The 20,716-nt window shown below is 30.1% G+C and carries 14 protein-coding genes and 1 riboswitch; of the genes, 9 read left to right on the top strand and 5 right to left on the bottom strand.

Features of this window, described 5'->3' with window-relative positions:
• The first annotated feature begins 11 nt into the window (after nucleotides 1-11).
• From I6U48_RS00205 to I6U48_RS00180, 6 genes are all read left to right on the top strand, one after another.
• The gene (locus tag I6U48_RS00205) at nucleotides 12-1,385 is read left to right on the top strand and encodes a HAMP domain-containing sensor histidine kinase (RefSeq protein WP_218318381.1); all 1,374 of its coding nucleotides are present in this window, start codon (nucleotides 12-14) and stop codon (nucleotides 1,383-1,385) included.
• A gap of 272 nt (nucleotides 1,386-1,657) precedes the next feature.
• On the top strand, nucleotides 1,658-4,528 hold the full coding sequence (locus tag I6U48_RS00200; protein WP_218318425.1) for an HD domain-containing phosphohydrolase: 2,871 nt from the start codon (nucleotides 1,658-1,660) through the stop codon (nucleotides 4,526-4,528).
• Nucleotides 4,529-4,749: 221 nt separating this feature from the next.
• A complete protein-coding gene (locus I6U48_RS00195) occupies nucleotides 4,750-5,694 on the top strand; it encodes a sensor histidine kinase (protein WP_218318380.1) in 945 nt (314 codons plus the stop codon).
• 4 nt (nucleotides 5,695-5,698) lie between these two features.
• Nucleotides 5,699-6,874: a response regulator gene (locus I6U48_RS00190; RefSeq protein WP_218318379.1), complete on the top strand. Its 1,176-nt coding sequence runs from the start codon at nucleotides 5,699-5,701 to the stop codon at nucleotides 6,872-6,874.
• Between the two features lies 1 nt (nucleotide 6,875).
• Nucleotides 6,876-7,886 (top strand): response regulator, encoded by a 1,011-nt coding sequence (locus I6U48_RS00185; protein ID WP_218318378.1) that lies wholly within the window; start codon nucleotides 6,876-6,878, stop codon nucleotides 7,884-7,886.
• Between the two features lie 23 nt (nucleotides 7,887-7,909).
• Nucleotides 7,910-9,205, top strand: a complete 1,296-nt coding sequence (locus I6U48_RS00180; protein ID WP_218318377.1) for a hybrid sensor histidine kinase/response regulator — start codon at nucleotides 7,910-7,912, stop codon at nucleotides 9,203-9,205.
• 92 nt (nucleotides 9,206-9,297) lie between these two features.
• Here I6U48_RS00180 and I6U48_RS00175 read toward each other — a convergent pair whose 3' ends face one another.
• Both I6U48_RS00175 and I6U48_RS00170 read right to left on the bottom strand, forming a co-directional pair.
• A complete protein-coding gene (locus I6U48_RS00175; RefSeq protein ID WP_218318376.1) occupies nucleotides 9,298-11,010 on the bottom strand; it encodes a methyl-accepting chemotaxis protein in 1,713 nt (570 codons plus the stop codon).
• A gap of 432 nt (nucleotides 11,011-11,442) precedes the next feature.
• Nucleotides 11,443-12,462, bottom strand: a complete 1,020-nt coding sequence (locus I6U48_RS00170; RefSeq protein WP_218318375.1) for an aldo/keto reductase — start codon at nucleotides 12,460-12,462, stop codon at nucleotides 11,443-11,445.
• Nucleotides 12,463-12,617: 155 nt separating this feature from the next.
• Nucleotides 12,618-12,731, top strand: a riboswitch (FMN riboswitch).
• 322 nt (nucleotides 12,732-13,053) lie between these two features.
• On the opposite strand from I6U48_RS00170, the gene I6U48_RS00165 reads away from it, so the two are divergent.
• Nucleotides 13,054-14,586 (top strand): FGGY-family carbohydrate kinase, encoded by a 1,533-nt coding sequence (locus I6U48_RS00165; protein ID WP_218318374.1) that lies wholly within the window; start codon nucleotides 13,054-13,056, stop codon nucleotides 14,584-14,586.
• 133 nt (nucleotides 14,587-14,719) lie between these two features.
• Here I6U48_RS00165 and I6U48_RS00160 read toward each other — a convergent pair whose 3' ends face one another.
• Together I6U48_RS00160 and I6U48_RS30255 are read right to left on the bottom strand one after the other, a co-directional pair.
• Nucleotides 14,720-15,049: an SDR family NAD(P)-dependent oxidoreductase gene (locus tag I6U48_RS00160; RefSeq protein WP_218318373.1), complete on the bottom strand. Its 330-nt coding sequence runs from the start codon at nucleotides 15,047-15,049 to the stop codon at nucleotides 14,720-14,722.
• 163 nt (nucleotides 15,050-15,212) lie between these two features.
• The gene (locus I6U48_RS30255; RefSeq protein WP_312890820.1) at nucleotides 15,213-15,329 is read right to left on the bottom strand and encodes a winged helix DNA-binding protein; all 117 of its coding nucleotides are present in this window, start codon (nucleotides 15,327-15,329) and stop codon (nucleotides 15,213-15,215) included.
• Between the two features lie 247 nt (nucleotides 15,330-15,576).
• Between I6U48_RS30255 and I6U48_RS00155 the strand changes: the two genes are divergently transcribed.
• Nucleotides 15,577-17,307, top strand: a complete 1,731-nt coding sequence (locus I6U48_RS00155) for a methyl-accepting chemotaxis protein (RefSeq protein WP_218318372.1) — start codon at nucleotides 15,577-15,579, stop codon at nucleotides 17,305-17,307.
• Between the two features lie 238 nt (nucleotides 17,308-17,545).
• On the opposite strand, the gene I6U48_RS00150 is transcribed toward I6U48_RS00155, so the two are convergent.
• Nucleotides 17,546-19,642, bottom strand: coding sequence for a methyl-accepting chemotaxis protein (locus I6U48_RS00150; RefSeq protein ID WP_218318371.1), 2,097 nt, complete (start codon nucleotides 19,640-19,642; stop codon nucleotides 17,546-17,548).
• A gap of 382 nt (nucleotides 19,643-20,024) precedes the next feature.
• On the opposite strand from I6U48_RS00150, the gene I6U48_RS00145 reads away from it, so the two are divergent.
• Nucleotides 20,025-20,609 (top strand): 50S ribosomal protein L25, encoded by a 585-nt coding sequence (locus I6U48_RS00145; RefSeq protein ID WP_218318370.1) that lies wholly within the window; start codon nucleotides 20,025-20,027, stop codon nucleotides 20,607-20,609.
• The last annotated feature ends 107 nt before the right edge of the window (nucleotides 20,610-20,716 follow it).

The following is a 20,716-nucleotide window of genomic DNA, read 5'->3' as shown; positions in this document are numbered from 1 at the left end:
AGGGTATATTTATGAGAAGACTAAAAGATTGGCCGCTGGCTTTTCAGATATGGATGGTATTTACCTCAGTAATCTTAATTGTATTTATTTTGTTGGCTTTATACTTTTCTATAACAATAAAAAGCTTTTTTACTAATGAGACCTATAAAACTATTGAAACAGCTCAGGAAGGTTTAATTCAAAGATCTTTAAGTAAAGCTAATCCAAAGGAAGAAGCTGGTCTAGAGGCATCAAGCAATGATATTCGGGAAGTTAAACATGTAAGATTGAGTTATTCCAATGACACAGAAAATTTGACGAAAATTGAAAAACTTATACCTGATGAGGAAGCTGCAAAAGGGTTTTTAGAAAAGCTAAAGAACCAGGCTGAAAAGCAGTCAAGTGGTACTAAAAAGTATGCGGAAAAGGTAGGCTCTAGTAGAATACTATATTTAGTAAAGGTAAGTGGTAAAAATAAAAAGGGGAATTTTATTGTATCTTATATGTGGGATTCCTATAGGAATTCATTAGCCGCTAATTTGCTCAAAAGGGTATTTTCTGTAATGGTTATTGCACTTATTATAAGTCTCATAGCAGCAAAATATTTAGCTCAAAGACTTGTAATTCCTCTGAAAGAACTAGAAAATAGAGTAAGAAAGATAGGGAAAAGACAGTGGCATGAGAACATAAATATAGATAGGAAAGACGAAATAGGAGAACTCTCTAGATCTATTGAAGAAATGAGAAAAGAACTGGTTAGGCAAGATGAATATGAACAAACAATGCTGCAGCAATCCTCTCATGATCTAAAAACACCACTGATGGTAATTAGGAGCTATGTGAAGGCTGTAGAAGATGGTATCTACCCGAAAGGAGATTTAGAAAGTACTATGAAAGTTATTGATTTTGAAGCTGAAAGAATGCAAAAGAGAATTAAAAATTTGCTGTACTTAACAAAAATTAAGTACATGGCTAAGCATAAAAATGAATTTGAAAAAGTATATATAAAGGATACATTGGAGAAAGTAATCAATAGCTTTATATATAACGAAAGAAATATTAAGTTTGAATTGGATATTAATGATATAGAGGTAATAGGTAATGAAGATCAATGGATTGTAGTACTGGAAAATATAATTGATAATGAAATGAGATATGCAAAAAGTGTTATAAGGATAAATACATATGAAGATGACAAGCAGCAATATATAGTTATATACAATGATGGTGAAAAGATTCCTGAGGATAAAATTGAAGACATATTTGAAGCTTTTAGTAAAGATAAAGGAGGAAACTTTGGGCTTGGTTTGGATATTGTAAAAAGGATAGTAACAATGTATAAAGGTAATATAAAAGCTGAGAATGAAGAGAATGGTGTATCATTTATAATAAGTTTAAGAAAGTAAATTACATAAAATTGAACTTAAAATATTTGAAACTTAATTTTTATTATAAATCATGATGAACTTAAAATTGATGACATATATTATGCAATTGTAAGAAGTCCTGGAGAGATTACCATGGGCTTTTTTTCAATTTATTCATGAAAAAGAATAAAATAGGAATTATATAAAGGAAATTTATATTTTTTGTAGAATAGAGTAAAAACATAACCCCTTTTTAATTTAACAGCAAAATAGAAAATAATTGTAAGCATCTATAATAAGGAGGGAGTACGATTAGAAAAATATATAAGGGCTTTTTTATAGCGTTTGTTGTAATACTAACTTTTTTATTAGGAAATAATTCTTCAAAGACAGTATCTGCTGATAATAAAGAAAGTGTAAATTATAATAAGGAAACTATTTACAATGCGGCAAGTAATTATGAAAAAAAAGAAGATAGAACAATAATAATAGGTGATGATAAAAATTATCCACCCTATAGCTTTATAGATGAAAATGGTAATCCAAGTGGCTTTGATATAGAACTTGCTAAGGCCGCAGCAGAGGCTATGGGATTTAAGGTTAAGTTTAAACTAGGTGTTTGGAGTGACGTTAGAAATGAGCTTGAAAATGGACAAATAGATGCCATATCGGGTATGTTCTATTCTAAGGAGAGAGAAAAGAATTATTCCTTTACAGCAAAGTATACAAAAACTAATGCTGATGTATTTACAAGAAAAGATAAAAGTGTAAAGGACATAAGTGAATTAAAAGGAAGAACAGTAGTAGTTGAAACGGATGAGATATCTGGAGAATATCTTAAAAATGAGAATCTTGATATTAAGTTTATTGAAGTTGATTCATCTGAAGAAGCTCTTAAACTTGTAGCAGCTAAAAAATATGACTATGCAGTAGTTTCTACTTTATTAGGTAATTATTATATAAAAAAAGATAAGTTTTCAAATCTGAAGGGGAATGGATTAGCTATTAATTCAGATGATTACTGTTTTGCTGTAAAAAAGGGAAATGATGATTTATTATTTACTCTTAATGGTGGTTTACAAATCCTTAAGGCTACAGGAAAATATGATGAGATATATAATAAGTGGTTAGGGATTTATGAAGAAAAAACCTTCTATCAGCAATTAATAGAGCATGCTTGGTTAATAGCAGCAGCAGCATTAAGTATAATTTTATTATTACTATGGAATACAACTCTTAAAAGAAGGGTTGTTGTACGTACTAGGGAACTATCAGAAGCAAATGAGGCTTTGAATAAAAGCAAAGAGGAATTATTAGCATCAAATGAAGAAATAGAGGCTTCCTATAATGAATTAGTTGCAATAGAAGAAGAGCTTAGAAGTCAATATGAAATGCTAATTGAAAGTGAAGAAAATTTAAAGAAAAGTGAAGAACGAAACAGAGCGATAGTAATGGCCATTCCAGATATAATCTTTGTTATAGATGAAAATGCAGTTTTCAAAGATTGTCAAACAAAAGATAATTCTGTGCTAATAGTGCCTAAAAGTGAGTTTATAGGGAAAACTCTTTGGGATGTGCTTCCTCATGAAATAGCTGAAATTGGTTTTGAGAAAATTAAGTCTGCTCTTGAAAATGATTCTTTGGAAAGCTTTCAATATGAGATTGATACGCCAGCAGGCATAAAATATTATGAACTTAGAGTAGTTAAATGTAGGGAAAAAGAGACTATTGCAATAAGCAGGGATATAACTTTAAGACACATTGCAGAAAAAGAGCTGGAAGAAGAGAAAGAATTGCTAAAGACGACTTTATTATCTGTTGGAGATGGAGTTATAGTTACCGATATATATGGCGATGTTATAATTTTAAACAAAGCCGCAGAAACACTAATAGGCCTTAAAGAGCAAGAAACAAAATTAATGAAATTTGAAGATGCATTCAATATTGTAGATGAAGTAACTAAGGAAAAGTGCGACAATCCTGTTAAAAAGGCATTGAAAAGTATGACATCACAGGAAGCAACTGAATATAAAATATTAATTACAAAGGACTGTAAGGAAAAAATGATTTCCTATAATGTTTCTCTTATAAAAGATAATTTTGGGTATATTAAAGGTACGGTTTTAGTGCTTAGGGATGTTACAGTTGAAAGAAAAAATCAAAAAAAAATTGAGTTTCTAAGCTATAATGATCAACTTACAGGTTTATATAATAGAAGATTTTTTGAAGAAGAACTTAAAAGACTAGATAACAAGGAGAATCTTCCATTTACTATAGTTATGGCTGATGTTAACGGACTAAAGCTAATAAATGACTCTTTTGGACATGCTGTTGGAGATGAATTGTTGAAAAAGGTTGCGGCGGTAATGTTAAATGGTTGTGGCAATAAAGGAGTAGTATCACGAATAGGAGGAGATGAGTTTGTAATATTACTACCAAAAACCAATATCTTTGAAGCAGATGAACTCCTTAAGTATATTTCAGCATTATCTTCAAAAGAGCAGGTAGCATCAATAAGTCTTTCAATTTCTTTTGGATTTGATACAAAGTGTTATGACGATGAGAATATATTTGAAGTATTAAAAAAAGCAGAGGATTCCATGTATAAAAAAAAGCTTTTTGAAGGTCCAAGTATGAGAGGAAAAACAATTGGTGCTATTGTAAATACACTGCATGAAAAAAATAAAAGAGAGGAACAGCACTCTCATAGGGTGTCTGAATACTGTGATTGCTTAGGAAAGGCTATGAATCTGCCAGATGGTGAAATACAGGAATTGAGAACTGTAGGGTTATTACATGATATAGGTAAAATAGCTATAGAGGAGAATATTTTAAATAAACCAGGCAAGCTTACTGATGAAGAGTGGGAGGCAATCAAGCGTCATCCAGAAATAGGATACAGAATTTTAAGTTCTGTTAATGATATGGCAGAACTGGCAGAATATGTTTTGGCACATCATGAAAGATGGGATGGAACGGGTTATCCAAAGGGGCTTAAAGGAGAAGAAATTCCACTAAAATCAAGAATAATTGCAATAGCTGATGCTTTTGATGCTATGATCAGTGAGAGAGCTTATAGAAGTGCTTTACCTAAAGAGGTTGCTGTAGAAGAAATTATTAAAAATGCAGGTATTCAATTTGATCCTGAACTTGTAAAGGTATTTATTGAAAAGGTAGTGTAATTATTGATGACACCTTTACATTTCTTTATAGAGTAAAGTGAAAATTCGAAATTGATTTATATTAAAACATGAAGTATAAATTATGATTTATTCACGCTTTTTAATTAATAATTTTGTAATTTTATTGGAAAAATTATAGAATTATGTTATAATTAATCATTTAAATAATTTAAGAAAATAAATCTGTAAGCAGAAATTTGAAGACAGGAGGTTATATATTAATGGCTAATGATTGTAATGAATTGTTCGAAAAAAATGTAAACCTTGAAAATATGTTACTAGAAGAAAATGATAAATTAAAAGAGACTATTAAAAATCTTGAAACAATCAAAGAGAAGATTATAGAAGAAGATAAATTAGCAAGTATTGGACAATTATCTGCAGGTATTGCTCATGAAATTAATAATCCTTTAGGTTTTGTATTAAGTAATTTTGAAACTTTAAAAAAATATATGTACAAGTTTAGAGTTGCTCTTTTATCTTATAGGGATTTTAAAAACAGTGTACTTAATTCAGAAGCTAAAGAGTGTTTAGAGAGAAATGAATTAATAAAAAATTTGGAGGATGACAAAAGCTTAGATTTTATTATGGAAGACTTAGACGAGTTGTTTAATGATACAGAAGATGGATTAGAGAGAGTCAGGAAAATTGTAATGGCTTTAAGGTCCTTTGCTAGACAGGATCAAGATGGTACTTTTGATGAATATGATATTAATGCTGGAATGGAAACGGCTCTTTTAATAGCAAGAAATGAAGTAAAATATAATTCAGAAATAGAAAAGGATCTTGGAGAAGTTCCTTTAATAGAGGCTAATTCTGGACAAATTAATCAAGTTTTTTTAAATGTAATAATTAATGCTTCTTATGCTATAAAGGAGAAGGGCATGGATAAAATGGGCCTAATAAAAATAAAGACCTATTGTGACAAGGAATATGTTTACTGTTTAATAGAAGACAATGGCGTAGGAATATCAGAAGAAAATATCGGAAATGTATTTAATCCATTTTTTACAACAAAACCTTTAGGAGTTGGTACAGGTCTAGGATTAAGCATATCCTATGATATTATCAAAAATAAGCATAAAGGTGATATTAAAATAGAAAGTAAAAAGAATCAGTATACCATTATAGAAATTAAATTGCCTATTACACAGCAAAGGGGATAGGAATATGGGAAAGTCTATTTTATTTGTTGATGATGAGAGACAAATATTAAGATCAATTAATAGAATGTTTATTGATAGTGATTATAAGATTTTTTTTGCAGGAAGTGGAAAAGAAGCCTTGAAAACTTTATCTGAAAATTCAGTGGATATAGTTGTTAGTGATATGAAAATGCCTGAAATGGATGGCTATGAGCTGCTTAAGAGAGTAAAAAATCTTTATCCATCTATAATAAGAGTAATACTAAGTGGATATTCAGATGAAGATATTATATATAAAGCCATTCATAGCAATATTGTAAAGATGTATATGCTCAAGCCTTGGAAAGGAGATGAACTTAAAGAAACTATAGCAGAGATTTTCAAAACACAGGAAATTTTAAACAGTAAAAATCTCTTAACTGTTATAAACACTATTGAGAATTTACCTACACTGCCAGATACTTATATAAAATTAAATAGGGCAATAGAAAATAATCTTAATATAGATGAAATTACAAAAATAATAGAGAATGATCAAGCTATATCAACTGAAATATTGCATATAGTAAACTCAGCCTTCTTTGGTATAAAAACGGCATCCATAAAAACTGCTTTAATGAACATAGGCTTATCTAATGTCAAAAATGTGATACTGATTTCAGACATTTTTACTAATTGCAGCCATATTGGAAGTGATAGAGAGATGCTTTGGAGACATTCAAGTTTATGTAATAAATTATTTGTGAAGATGTATAAAAGATTGCGAAAGGAGAAAATACTAGAAAACTATTCTTCAGCAGGTTTGCTTCATGACATAGGAAAGATTATATTAGTTCAAAGTTATCCTGAAAAGTATGCAGAGTTTATTAAACTAAGTAAACTAAAAAAAGATACTCCTGATTATGAGATAGAAAAAGAGATCTTTGGTATTACTCATAATGAATTAGGGGCTTATCTTCTAAATTGGTGGGAAATTCCTCAACCTATTGTAGAAGTGGCTTTATATCATGATGAACCATTTAAAAGCAATGACATCAACAAAGAATTAGTTGCCATGGTGCACCTTGCTGATTGCTTTGCCTGGAGGTTATTGGGAGAAGAATATCATGTTAGGCTAGATAGAAATGTATTTAATTTCTTAGAATTTACTGAAGAGTCCTGCCAAAAGTTTGCTGATGAGGTAATGATGGAGGGTGAATAAAATGAAGAAAAACAAGGTTTTATTTGTAGATGATGAAATACAGGTATTAAATTCGATAAAAAGAAGTACTTTAGAAGAAGATTTTGAAACTTTTATAGCAGCAAATGGTGAAAAAGCTTTAGAGTTAATGGAACAGAATGAATTTTGTGTAGTAGTATCTGATATGAAGATGCCTGGAATGGATGGATTAACTTTATTAAAGAAAATAAAAGAAAGACACCCCGATGTCATTAGAATGGTTTTATCAGGATATAATCAAGTGAGTCAGATTCTTTCTACAATAAATCAGGTAGGAGTAACAAAATTTATTATTAAACCTTGGTCAGTAGATGAAGAGTTCCTGCCAGCAATAAGAGAAGGCATACAGTATTATAACTTCAAAAAAGAAGGTGAAGAGCTAAAAAAGACTTTAGTGAGTAGGAACAATGCATATCAAAATATATTGAAGGTTAACAATGACATAATAAATAACATTCAAAAGGATATAAATAATGTAAGCGTTTTATACGATAATATACAAAATCTTAATAAGGCACTCTTGCTTAAGAGTAATACCGGAAATGATATAACTTCTAAAGTAAAGGGCTTTAATGAAATAGCGGATAATATATTTCATGGCTTTTTAAATACTCAACCTACAAAAATTGAAGAATTTACTTTAACTAAACTAATAGATGAATGTAGTGTTAAATTAAATAAAAGAATAGAATTTGTAAATATAGAAAAAGATACAACCTTTAGGGGAAATTATAGATTAATATTATTAATAATTTCAGAGTTAAGTGCACAAATAATCAAGGACAGTGAAGATAGTAAGCTGTTAGTAGATATTTATAAATCAGATATAGATAGGTTAATACTAAAAATAGATAAATCAAAAAATAGCTTTATAAATCAAGGTGACAGTAATACGAGGTTAATTGTTCATTTACTAAATGTTATTAATAGCTTCTTTAATGGCAATATCGATTTAGAAAATGAATGTATTTCCTTAAATTTTAAATGTGTTTAAAATTAATAAGGGAGAGGATAAGTTTGGATATACTAATTGTGGATGATAGTAAATTAAACCTTAATATTGCTCAAGATATGCTTATTGAAAATCATATTCAGTGTAGTATTGTTCTAGCTAATTCTGGTGAGGAAGCTATTAGTATTTTAGATAAAATGCATATAGATATTGTTCTTTTGGATATTGTTATGCCAGGATTATCTGGTGTAGAAGTACTGAAGATAATAAAAAGCAGTGATAAATATAAAAACACTAATGTCATAATGCTAACTTCTTTAAGGGACAAGAGTATTCTAAAGCAGTGTTTTGAGCTTGGAGCAAGTGATTTTATAAATAAACCTATTGATTCTACTGAGTTTATTGCTAGAATAAAAGCCTCTATTAGGGAAATATTTTATAAGGAGTCCCTAGAAGGTGCTTTCAAAATGGTTTCCTCTAAAAATAAAAAATTATCAGAAGCAAATAAAACTTTGAGGGAAACTCAATTTTATATAACTCAAAAGGAAAAAATAGTTGCAGTAGGAGAGCTTGCAGCTGGTATAGCCCATGAACTCAATACGCCTCTGGGGTATGTTTCCAGCAATTTTGAGGTTTTTAAAAAGGATATTGAAAAAGTTAAGGATATTATTACAATGTACCATGATTTAATTTCACAAATGAATGCTTTAGGTATAGAAAATGGAGATATTAAAAATGCTGTTGATAAAATAAAAAATGAAGAGAAATCAGTTCATCTTGATTTTGTCCTAGAGGATTTGGATGGATTAATTGACGAATCTAAAGATGGAGTAGATAAAGCAGCGGAAATTGTTAGAGTTCTTAGAAATTTTGCCGAAATAGAATTTGAACCCAATATAAAGCTTAATGACCTAAATAGTATTATTGAAGAAGTTTTATTAATAACAAGTAGTGAATATAAGGGCAAGATAACTGTAGAAAAAAATTTTAAGGATATCCCAATGGTAAGCTGCAGTCGTGGTATGATTTCACAGGTCTTAATAAATATAATGACAAATGCTTTTCAATTTGTTAAAATAAGTTATTTAGAGAAAGGTGGAAAAGTAACCATAGAAACCTCTAATGATGATAAATATGTTATATGTCGCGTTGTCGATAATGGACCTGGTATAAGACCTGAGATAATGAATAGAATTTTTAATCCATTTTTTACTACGAAAGATGTTGGAGAAGGTACAGGGCTGGGGTTAAGTGTTGCCTATGACATTGTAGTAAATAAGCATAATGGTCAATTGGTAGTGGAGAATAATAAACCATCTGGTGCAATTTTCACAGTAAAACTACCTTTTGACTACGATTAGTAATTGAGACAAGCATCGTTTATATATAAGTTAAAAGCGTGAAGGGAAAGAATATACTTCACGCTTTTTATTTATTGCATATGTTAGAGCTGCTAAACAACGAATTTATTTATAATATTTGCAACTTTTTGTGAAAGTTCAGCCTGATTTTGTGAGGATTGAGCTATATCTTCAATTGCTTTAGTAACTTCATTCACACTTCCAAGTATCTCGTCAGAACCAGATGCTGATTGCTCTGCAGTGGAAGCTGCATCGTCAATTGCTGCACTTACTTGTGAAATTATCTCTTTTATTTGTTTTAAAGAGTCACTTATATCATTTGACATATCATTTACAAATTCAGCATCTTTTTCATATTGAATTCCTGTATCTATAAGCAGCTGGTAATCAGGTGTAACTACAGTTGCTATGTAATTAAGTATTTCATTACCACTTTTAGATATATTGTTAAAGGCTTTTTCTATCTCAAGTACCATTTTATTTATATTCTCAACGGATTTTGAGGATTCTTCTGATAATTTTCTAACTTCATCTGCTACAACAGCAAAACCTCTACCTTGTTCTCCTGCTCTTGCTGCTTCAATAGCTGCATTGAGTGCAAGAAGATTTGTCTGCTCTGCTATACTTGCAATAGATGCAGCCATAATTTTAACTTCAGAAACAACTTTACCATCTTCAATTGCCTTTAGAATATTTTTTCTCTTTTCATCATATATGACAGTACTTTCATTTAAACTTTTAGAAGCCTTTTCTTTTATGTTAATTGCACGCTTTTTAATTTCTTCTGAAGACTCTGTAGCTTCATTGGCTTTATTAGAAAGTCTAGTTATGCTTCCGCTTATTTCTTGAGTTGATGCACTTATTTCTTCTGTAACACTGCTTAAATTTTGAGAGCTTTTAGCTATTTGATCCGTTGATTCATTTACTGAAGACATCATTGAAGCAATTTCTTCTGAAGTTGCAGATAATTCCTGACTTGAAGAATTCATATGTTCAGTACTGGATATTATTTCTTTTATCAAAGCCTTTATGCTATCGTTTGCATCATTAAGCTTTTGAGCTATAAAGCCTATTTCATCTTTACTTTCAAGTTTTATTGGTTTATTTAGAATCCCATTACTTAGGTCTTCACTGAATTTCAAAATCTTATTAATCTCTTTCATTGAAGAATTAGTAATTTTGGTACCTAATAATGTTGATATAATGAAACTTATTAGAGCAACAGAAATCATGATTAAAAGAGAGTTCTTATAGATCATATGACTTGATGCATTACTATCATCTGCCTGTTTTACAGTAATGTTAACTAGCTTTTCAATTGTTGTAGTTAATTTACTTCTATAAGATGCGGATTCTTTATTCAATTCCATTGCCTCATCATATTTACTTTGAGACATAAGAGTTAATATGTTATCAGAAATTTTTCTCCAATCCTTTAAATCATTGTCTAATTCGCCTACTAATCTTTTTTCCTCAGAAGTTAAGTTGGATTTTTTATATTCATTTAAAAGTTCATTATTTCTATCCCTATACTTATTGCTAATATCTATTACTGATTGGGTTTTAGTACTATCCCTGCTTTCTACAAGATTTATTATTTCAAGCCTCAAATGCATTGTATTTGCATCAAATTCATCCAGATTTTTCAGTGTTTTTAAATCATAATTATATAATTCATTTGATACTGCATTCATCCTTCTCATACCAATTCCACCAATTATACCTGTAACCAAAACAAATAGTGCAGCAAATAAAAATCCCGATAATAATTTTTGCTTCATTTTTAAATTACCAAACAATTTCATAATATCCCTCCTAAAAAAGTAAGTGTTCATTTTATATATAATATTTAGTATAAGTTATTAATTGATATTAATTATTGACTATTTTTAATTTATATTATACAACATTATCTAGAAGAAAAAAAGCATAATTATGATAATTTAAATTTTGCATTTTGCTTTAGATATGTTTTCTATTAAATATAAATATATTATACTTTGAATTTAGATATTTGGGCATTTAAATCATCTATTTTGTGTGACAGTAAAACAGTATTTATGTAAAAAATACAAATTTTCAATATTTTTCAAATGTAAAACTTTAATTATATGAAGCTGAATTTTTCATTGATTCATTTAATTCTGGAAAGCTTTATTTTGGGATATTAATATGAGATTAGACTGTCTTTTTTCAAAGACAGCCTAAAAATATAGAAGAGATTAATATATATTTTATTATTTATGTTTAGCATAAAACTCTTCATAGTTTTTGAGTTCTTTCTTTAAAAGATTTGGGGTATCTAGCTTATAAGGACAATGACTTTTACATTGACCACATTCCATACAATCATTTATAAGGTTCATTTTTTCTTTAAATTCATCGCTAAGGAAAGGCTTAAAAGGAGATCTTCCAAGCAAAAGCGTTATTCTAGCGGAAGTCGGAATTTCAATTCCAGCGGGACAAGGCATACAATATCCGCAGCCGCGGCAGAAATCTCCTGCTAGTTCAGTACGATCCTTGTTAATAATGTCCCACATAGCTTCGTCTAATAGTGGTGGATTTTTTTCTAAGGAAAGAAACTCATCTAGTTCAGATTCTCTTTGAATACCCCATATTGGTACTACGTTATCAAATTGCCTTAAAAAAGTAAATGTAGAAGCAACATTAGTTATAAGGCCACCAGATAATGCTTTCATGGCAATAACCCCAATATCTCTCTTTTTACATTCTTTAATAAGCTTTAAGTCAGTATCTGCAGATAAAGAGCTTAAAGGAAATTGTATAGTATCATACAAACCTGAGTCTGCGGCATTTAGAGCATTACTTATTTTATGATTTGTAATACCTATAAATCGAATTAATCCTTTTTTCTTTGCCTCTAAAAGTCCACTATATATGCTTTCTGGATCTTTAGAATTAGGCAGCTCATCTGGATTATGAAGTTGAAATATGTCTATGTAATCTGTTTTTAAATTTTTAAGGCTTGTTTGTAAACTGTCTAATAGGGATTTTTTATCTTTAGCATGACTTTTTGTTGCTATAATAATATCTTTTCTTACTTCAGAAAGAGCATAGCCTATTTTTTCTTCACTATCAGTGTACATTCGTGCAGTATCGAAAAAGTTTATTCCATTTTCATAAGCCTTAAGTAAAATTTTTTTAGATTCTTCAAAGGAGACTCTTTGAATAGGTAAAGCGCCGAAGCCGCTTCTGGATACCATTAAATTTGTTCTTCCTAGTTTGATTTTATCCATTAATAATCACCTCTAATGTATTTTGATTTATGACATTGTATTTAGAATACTATTATTTAATTATATATTAAAAACAATTGATTATAAAGTGCAAGTGCGTTGTAAAGGTTGACAAAGAAAAATTACAATGCTATATTAATGATAAAGTTATATAAAGTATCCTTCGGGGTTGGGTGAAATTCCCTATCGGCGGTACAGCCCGCAAGCCATAAGGCAGATTCGGTTAGATTCCGAAGCCGACAGTATAGTCTGGATGAAAGAAGGTGAATGAACAATGTATATATCTTTAAATCAGATAATATGTTTATTCTGTTTACAATCCCCTAGGAAAACCTAGGGGTTATTTTGCTAAAAAACTGTAGAGAAATACGGCCGACAATTAGCTTATTCTCTGGCATATAAGTTAAATGTCTGGTACAAGTATCTATAATATCAACTTTCACGCCGTTAAATATTTTTTTAGTAGTCTAAAGATAAGCTCTAAAGATGTTTTATATAATTTTAATTGATTAAATAGTAGATAAAAATAGCAGAGCAAAGAAAGAGGTGAATTTTAGTGGGGGACTAATAAGCCCTTGCTAAGAGCAGAGGATGAAACATTATTATCTTGGTTTTGATGCAGGCACTCAGAGTGTAAAGGTGGCTGTGTATGATAAAAATATGAAATGTGTAGCAAAATCATCAAATCACACAACTTTAAAATATCCGAATCCAGGATGGGTTGAGATGGATGCGGATGAATATCTTTCTCTTACAAAGCTTGGGATAAAACAGTGTATAGAACAGTTGAAAAATAAAGGAATTGATTCAAGCTTAATTAGAGCAATTATGGGAGATGGAATTATTTGTGGGATTGTCGGTATAGACAAGAATGGAAAGGCAATTACACCTTATATAAATTATCTAGATTCAAGAACACAGAATGATGTTGAACATCTTGAAAAATTGGATCTTGATATTTGGGGAAGAGAAACAGGTAATGCTGATCCGAGCTGTATGTTTCCAGCATTACATGCAAGATGGATTTTAGCAAATAGCGAGGAGTTTCAGAAAAGAGGGAAAAAGTTTGTTCATAATGCTCCTTATATTCTGATGAATCTTGCAGGTTTAGAGAGCGATGATGCCTTTATTGACTGGGGAGCGATGTCTGGATGGGGGCTTGGATATCGCATATATGAAAAGAAATGGTCTAATGAACAGCTTGATATCTTATGTATAGATAAAAGTTATATGCCTAAAATTATAAAGCCCTGGGATATTATTGGTACCTTATCAGAAGATGCTGCCAAAGAAACAGGATGCCCTGCTGGTATACCAATTTGTGCAGGTGCAGGTGACACAATGCAATCAATGCTAGGAAGTGGAATACTTGAAGCAAACAAGGCTGTAGATGTTGCTGGAACCTGTGCTATGTTCTGCGTTTCTACAAATGGAATTATTCCAGAGCTTAGTCGAAAAGGAAGTGGGTTAATTTTTAATAGTGGTACTTTAGAAAATACATATTTTTATTGGGGATTTGTTAGAACTGGAGGCTTGGCGCTGCGTTGGTTTAAGGATAATCTTTGTCAAAAATCTGATGACGACAGCTATTATAAGCTGTTAAGCAAAAAAGCAGAAAAGGTTGAACCAGGATGCAATGAAGTGGTCTTTTTGCCATACTTAACTGGTGGATATGGCGAATTTTCAAAGGTGAAAGGTTGTTTTTTGAATATGACTTTAGATACAGATCAGTTCGTTTTATGGAGAGCTGTTCTAGAGGCCATTGCCTATGATTATATGGAGATTACCAATGACTATCGAAATGCTGGTATTGAAATAAACAGAATAACTATAACTGAAGGTGGCAGTAGAGATCACCTGTGGAATCAGATTAAAGCAGATGTTATGCAAAGTGAAGCGGTTACACTAGAAGTTTCAGGAGGTGCTGTACTGACTAATTGTATTATAGCTGCATATGCAATTGATGATATAAAGGACTTAAAAAAAGCACTTATCAGCAATTTGAAAATTATTAATACCTATAGTCAGAATGTCAACAATTCAAGAATATATCAGGAACAGTATGAACTTCGAAAAGATATCTTAAATTATGTATCTTGTAACTTTAGGGAAAAATCTAATTAGCAATAAGTATAAGCTAGGATATTGCAATTGCATTATATTACTTTTGAATTTCAGCAAGAAGGATAAAAAAGGTGTGGGAAACACACCTTTTATTTTACTCTATATCTTTCAGGAAGCATATTAATGAGCCAAGCTAGAATACGTCATCTTCTAGAAATATATATTTTTCTTTTTCCTTGTCCCAATTAAGTTCATAATTTGGTCTCACAATGCCTGAGCAGATGACAATTAAATCTAAACCACCCATTTCATCTATAAGTTCTTTTAAAAGTTCAATTGCTTCATTAGTTTTACAAACGTCAATTACTTTTATGAAGGTATTAGTTGTTATAGATCGGCGAAGCTTCATAAGGCGATCTTTTCTTCTCCCAGTTAGTCCAACTGCATATCCATTTTTAGCTAATTTTTTAGCTGTTTCTCTTCCTATACCTGATGTGGCACCTATAACAATAGCTCTGTTCATCTCTGCGCCTCCAATCATTCTATTCCTTTACATATTTTATTTAACAACTCAATTAGTGTATCTCTTTCACTATCCTCATTTAATTCCCCAAGCACTTTTTGCCATAACTCTTTTTAAGCAGCTTCGTGTAGTGAACTTATTTTAATGCTCTCCTGTGTCAATTCTAGTTCATAAGAACGTCGATTTTTTTGCTTATGACACGTTTAACTAAGTTACGTTTTTCAAGCCTGTCAATTGTGCTGGTAAGAGTGCTTCCCGGTAAATCTAGATATTGACTAATTTCCTTGAAATCTAATTAATCAAGACTTAAAGTACATGTGCATCTTAACTTTTTTAAAAAATACACCAAAAGCATATTTTCGCTTATTAAAAGTATAGAAAACAAAGAAAATAAGTGATAAAATATTAAATAAAATGCTTTTAAATTATTAAATTGTTAAATTATTTGACAAATGATAAATTTAATTTATTTATCTTTGCTTAAATAAAGAAATGTACGCAAAGAACAAAATTAGGAGAGTGAAATTATGTTCAAAAAAATGAGAGTTGTATACAAGTTGTTATTATTAGTTATTATTTTTATTTTAGGATTTTCGGTTTTTGGGGTCTATTCAAGTAAGATTATCACTGATATAAAAATTAGTGGAAAAATTTACAAACAAATAATTACAGGAAAAGATCTTGTTGCAGATATTCTTCCACCTCCAGAATATATAATAGAGTCGCATCTTACAACGTTAGAATTATTAAACGAAAATGACAATAATAAAATTGAAAGATTGATTAAATATGAAGGAAAATTAGAAGAAAATTACAATGGACGTCATCAAGTTTGGGTTAATGATTTACCCGAAGATAGTATGAAAAAAATAATGATAGAAGATTCATATAAACCAGCTAAAGAATATTTTGAAATTTTCAATAACGAATTCGTTCCATGTATAAGAAATGGAGAAAAGAAAAAAGCAAAATATATAGTAGATAACAAATTGGAAAAATTATATACTGAACATAGAAAAAACATTGATAAAGTTGTAGAATCTGCCAATATTAAAAACTTAGACATTGAAAAAAATACTAATAATATAATTAAACATGATCTTATTATGTTGAGTTTAATGGCTTTTTTTATCATTATAGTCATAGTAGTTCTTTGCATCTTTATTATAAAAAATATTACTAACTCTTTAGCATTTTTAAGAAATCATATACAAAGAATTGCATCTGGTGATCTTAGCAATACTGTACCTGATAAATGGTTAACTTTAAAAGATGAACTAGGAGATATAATAAGAGCAACTAGTGAAATGCAATATTCTATAAAGAAAATCATACAAGCTATTGTAGAAGAAACACAATACGTAAACAATTCAGTGTTAGTTTCAAATAATAGTATCGAAGAGCTTGCTTGTGAACTAGAGGAAGCTTCTTCTTCTGTAGAACAATTGTCAGCAGGAATAGAGGAAACTGCTTCGGCAACTTGTGAAATAAATTCTACTTCAGAAGAAATAAAATTTGCAGTGGAAGTTATATCAGGCAAAGCTCAGGAAGGAGCGTTATCTGCATATGAAATAAGCAAGAAAGCTTTAAATTTAAAGCACAGTTCGATCAAGCTTCAGAATGAAGCAAAGGAAAACCATGTTAAAGTTAAAGTTTCGATGGACAAAGCTCTGGAGAAGATAAAAGAGGTAGAAAAAATTAAGGCTTTAACAAGTGCAATTTTAAGAATATCTTCACAAACTAACCTTTTGGCATTAAATGCTGCAATTGAATCGGCTAGAGCTGGAGAAGCAGGAAGAGGCTTTTCTGTAGTTGCAGAGCAGATAAAAAAATTGGCCGAGGATTCTGGAGCAACTGTAAGCGAGATGCAGAATATAGTAGATGGTGTATTTGAAGCTGTAAATGATCTTGTAAATACTTCTAAGCAAACTTTAAATTATATAGAAATAAAAGTTATGGATAGCTATAAAGAGTCAGCTATTTTAGGAGAAAATTATGAGAAAGATGCCGCGTATATAAAATGTTTAGTTACTGATCTAAGTTCTACCTCTGAAGAATTATTAGCATCAGTAAAAACTGTATCAGAGTCAATCAATGAAATTTCTAAGAGTAACAATGAAGGGGCAGATGGAGCAAGCAACATAGCGCATAGAGTAGCAAATATAAGAGATGTAGCAAAAAATGTAAAAAATGAAGCTGATAATGTGAAAAAGAGTACAGAACATCTAAAAGATCTTGTCTTAAAATTCAAAATTTAAAATGATAAAGTGAATACAAATTTATCTATACAAAGACTATTAATAGTATATTACGAATTTCTAATCTTATTATATATTTAGTAATCTTGGAAAAAATTTAATTAGGAATAAAGATAGACTAAAAGATTTACACATGAACTATATTGTTTTAAAAAGTAGACCTGGAAGGCAAAGCCTTCCAAGCCAGAATGCACAGTAAAAAAATACATAAAAACTTCTAGAATTTTAAAGTTAGAATTTATGATGTAGAATCTAATTTAAACATTTCCACTATTTCATCCATTTTAACGGCTAATTCATTAAGCTCTTTAGCTGTGCCTGAAATAGAGTTCATAGCATTAGTTTGTTCTTTAACCATTGCAGCTACTTCTTCAGCAGAACTAGCAGATTCCTCTGATATAGCAGATATCTTTTCAATGGAAACTATAGCTTTTTCCTTATTTTCATCTACATTCTTAATATTCTCTGATAAATTACTTATATGTTCTAAGCTATTTTGTATAGAATCCATTATTAGATCAAAAGAGTTCTCTGTTTCAACTATTGAGGTATTAGCTTTATCTACAGCATCTATACCGGTGTCCATAGTATTCTTTGCAAAACTTATTTCTTGCTGTATTTCATTTACAATACCAGCTATTTCCTTTGTGTAATCTGTGCTTTGTTCTGCTAAATGGCGTATCTCCTCGGCTACTACAGCAAAACCTTTACCATATTCACCAGCTCTAGCTGCTTCAATAGCTGCGTTAAGTGCCAGCAAATTTGTTTGCTCTGCAACACTATTAATAGTACTTACTATATTATCTATAGAACCAGATTTACTATCGAGATTATCAATAATAGTAGATAGTTTATTTGTTACATCACTATTTATTTTAAATTTCTCTGTAAGAGTATCTAAGGATCGAGAGCCATTACTACTCATTTGTTTAACGTTGCTATGAGATTCTTTTACCGAGCTAGAACTTTGTAGAGCAATTTGTATATCCTCAGCTAAACTTTTAATTTTCTCTAAGCTATCCTGAGAAAATTCAGCATGTTCTGTTGTGCTGCTTGCTAGATCTGACATTGCATCAGAAACATTGCTTATATATGTTAAAGTATCATTAGTATTCGTTGACAGACTTTCAGAGTACTTAAAAATCTGGCTAGAGCTATTTTGTAAATTAAGAACAACATTAATTAGATTTCGTTTTAAATTGAGTACAGCATTAATCATAATACCTAACTCATCCTTGCTTTTAGAGAATTTCTCTGCCTTTTTATCTATACTTGAAGAAAGATCAAATTGTGATATAGCATTTATAAGTTCTGTAGCGGTTTTAATTGGTTCTGAAATTTTTCGGCCTAGATATAATGCTGCAATTATGGATAAAACTATCCCTGCTATAATGATAGCAGAAATTGTTATCATTAGCTTATTCATACCGCTAAGGACCTCAGATATAGGAGGTGCAACAGTTAAAATCCATCCATTTGAAAGTTTTGTATAAGCTAGAAGTTTGTATTGTCCATTTTTGCTCTTATATTTAATAAATCCATCCTTTTTTCCATTTATTTGATCATAAATATTTTTATAGCCACCATTGTTAACTGTAGCTAAGTTGTCTTTATATGTAAAATCAGGGTGTACTAAATAATCGTACTTTTCATTGTATAGCGAAGCGTAACCTGTGTCATATACTTTAATACTATTTATTAAACTCTTAATGTAATTAAGTTTTAAATCTACACCAACTACACCGACAAGTACATTGTTTTTGAATATAGGTCTTGAATATGTAATTACATCTGAGTTAATAATAAATGAAGTATGTGGAATGGACCAAGTTCCATTTTTATTTTTTATGCTTTCATAGTACCATTGCATATTTTTATTTTTAGAATCATATTTTTCTTTTGTTAACTCTGGCTGTATTTCAAAGCTACCAGTGCCTTTAACATCAGTAAAATTTACATCAGCAGCCATACCAGTTAAGTCTGGATTCAGAAGAAAATAGATAGATGAATATGATTTAGAACCTACTGAATAATTTTTTATGGTTGATACTAATGAATTTTTGTAATTATCCACGTATTTTGAATCAGATTTTAATTGCTCCGTATCAAAGGTATTCAGAACATTAGAATATAAATAGTTTACGTCATTTTCTGAAGATTTAAGTTTTTCGTTTAAATCTCCAGCTATGCTTTTGGACATATATACAAGCTTGTCCATAGCCTCTTTATTTATGAATATTCTTCCTGAAATTATTGAAACGGTTCCTAAAATTGAAGATAAGGTAATGCAGCAAATTATAATAGTTATTATGATCTTAGTACTTATTTTTTTCATATTAGCAATCCTTTCAAAAGTTATAAATTTTTTGTATTATTACATACCAAGCACTATTTTACCATTTGATTAGCAAGTCGTCAAAAATTACATAAATATAGTAATATATAAGCTTATGAATTAAAATCTAACTAAGATAAGAGTGCTGTGAATGGGAAAAAGTGTTATAATATAGTTGTATGTTTAAATCACTAACGTTACCGCATAAGTAGAGAACACAACAATTTGATTTGGTGCGAACCACTTACTCTTCTAGTAATAGAAGCGGAGCTTAAAGTAGTTTAATTTGTTATTGATAAAACTGCTTAAAAAACTCTTACGGATGCTAGCGATTGGACAAAATTAAGAATGGCTTAATTAATGCCAAGAGGAGTGATTTATTTTGGAACCTATAGTTTTAAATGCTGTTAAAAGAACAGTAAAGAGTAAAAAAATTAGAAAAGAGGGTTTTATACCAGGTGTAGTTTATGGTGATAATGTTGCTGAAGCGGATTCAGTAACATTTGAAGAAACGACTTTAAAGAAGATTCTTGATAAACACGGTTCAAATGTAAAATTATGGATTAAGTGCGAGAATAATAAGAAATTTGGATTTATAAAAGAAATTCAGAGACATCCAGTTTCAAATAAGATTATCCACTTAGATGTACAACTTGTTTCCAAGGATCATGAAGTAAAATTACAAATTCCTATTATATTTAAAGGAGAAGTAGCTTTAGGAAAAAGACAGCTACGACTTCAGATGCATAAATCAGAAGTAGATGTTTTATCAAAGATAAGCTTAGTGCCTGAAGTCTTAAATGTTGATGTATCACAAAAAAATTTGGGAGATATAATTACTTCAGAGGATTTTGATTTGGACAAGCAAATAAAAATACATGAGAAAGAAAATGAAGTATATGCAACTATAACTAAATTAGCAACTAAAGAAATAAAAGAGCCTGCTGAAGAAGAGGCAAAAGAATAATTTTATTATATAATTATTAAATCGAGTGCCGTATTAGAGAAATCTGATGCGGTTTTCAATTTCATCTAAATATTTTAATTTTAAATAATATAGATACCCATACCAGA

This window comes from Clostridium thailandense (assembly GCF_019207025.1).
In the GTDB taxonomy this organism is placed as follows: Bacteria; Bacillota; Clostridia; order Clostridiales; family Clostridiaceae; genus Clostridium_AM; species Clostridium_AM thailandense.
Note: the sequence above shows the minus strand (reverse complement) of the source record. Positions and strands in the feature narration are given on the sequence as shown.

Bases quoted from the DNA above. Each gene is read 5' to 3' on its own strand.
- I6U48_RS00205 (WP_218318381.1), top strand. From the start codon at position 12: ATGAGAAGACTAAAAGATTGGCCGCTGGCTTTTCAGATATGGATGGTA.
- I6U48_RS00195 (WP_218318380.1), top strand. From the start codon at position 4,750: ATGGCTAATGATTGTAATGAATTGTTCGAAAAAAATGTAAACCTTGAA.
- I6U48_RS00190 (WP_218318379.1), top strand. From the start codon at position 5,699: ATGGGAAAGTCTATTTTATTTGTTGATGATGAGAGACAAATATTAAGA.
- I6U48_RS00185 (WP_218318378.1), top strand. From the start codon at position 6,876: ATGAAGAAAAACAAGGTTTTATTTGTAGATGATGAAATACAGGTATTA.
- I6U48_RS00175 (WP_218318376.1), bottom strand. From the start codon at position 11,010: ATGAAATTGTTTGGTAATTTAAAAATGAAGCAAAAATTATTATCGGGA.
- I6U48_RS00170 (WP_218318375.1), bottom strand. From the start codon at position 12,462: ATGGATAAAATCAAACTAGGAAGAACAAATTTAATGGTATCCAGAAGC.
- I6U48_RS00165 (WP_218318374.1), top strand. From the start codon at position 13,054: ATGAAACATTATTATCTTGGTTTTGATGCAGGCACTCAGAGTGTAAAG.
- I6U48_RS00160 (WP_218318373.1), bottom strand. From the start codon at position 15,049: ATGAACAGAGCTATTGTTATAGGTGCCACATCAGGTATAGGAAGAGAA.
- I6U48_RS00155 (WP_218318372.1), top strand. From the start codon at position 15,577: ATGTTCAAAAAAATGAGAGTTGTATACAAGTTGTTATTATTAGTTATT.
- I6U48_RS00150 (WP_218318371.1), bottom strand. From the start codon at position 19,642: ATGAAAAAAATAAGTACTAAGATCATAATAACTATTATAATTTGCTGC.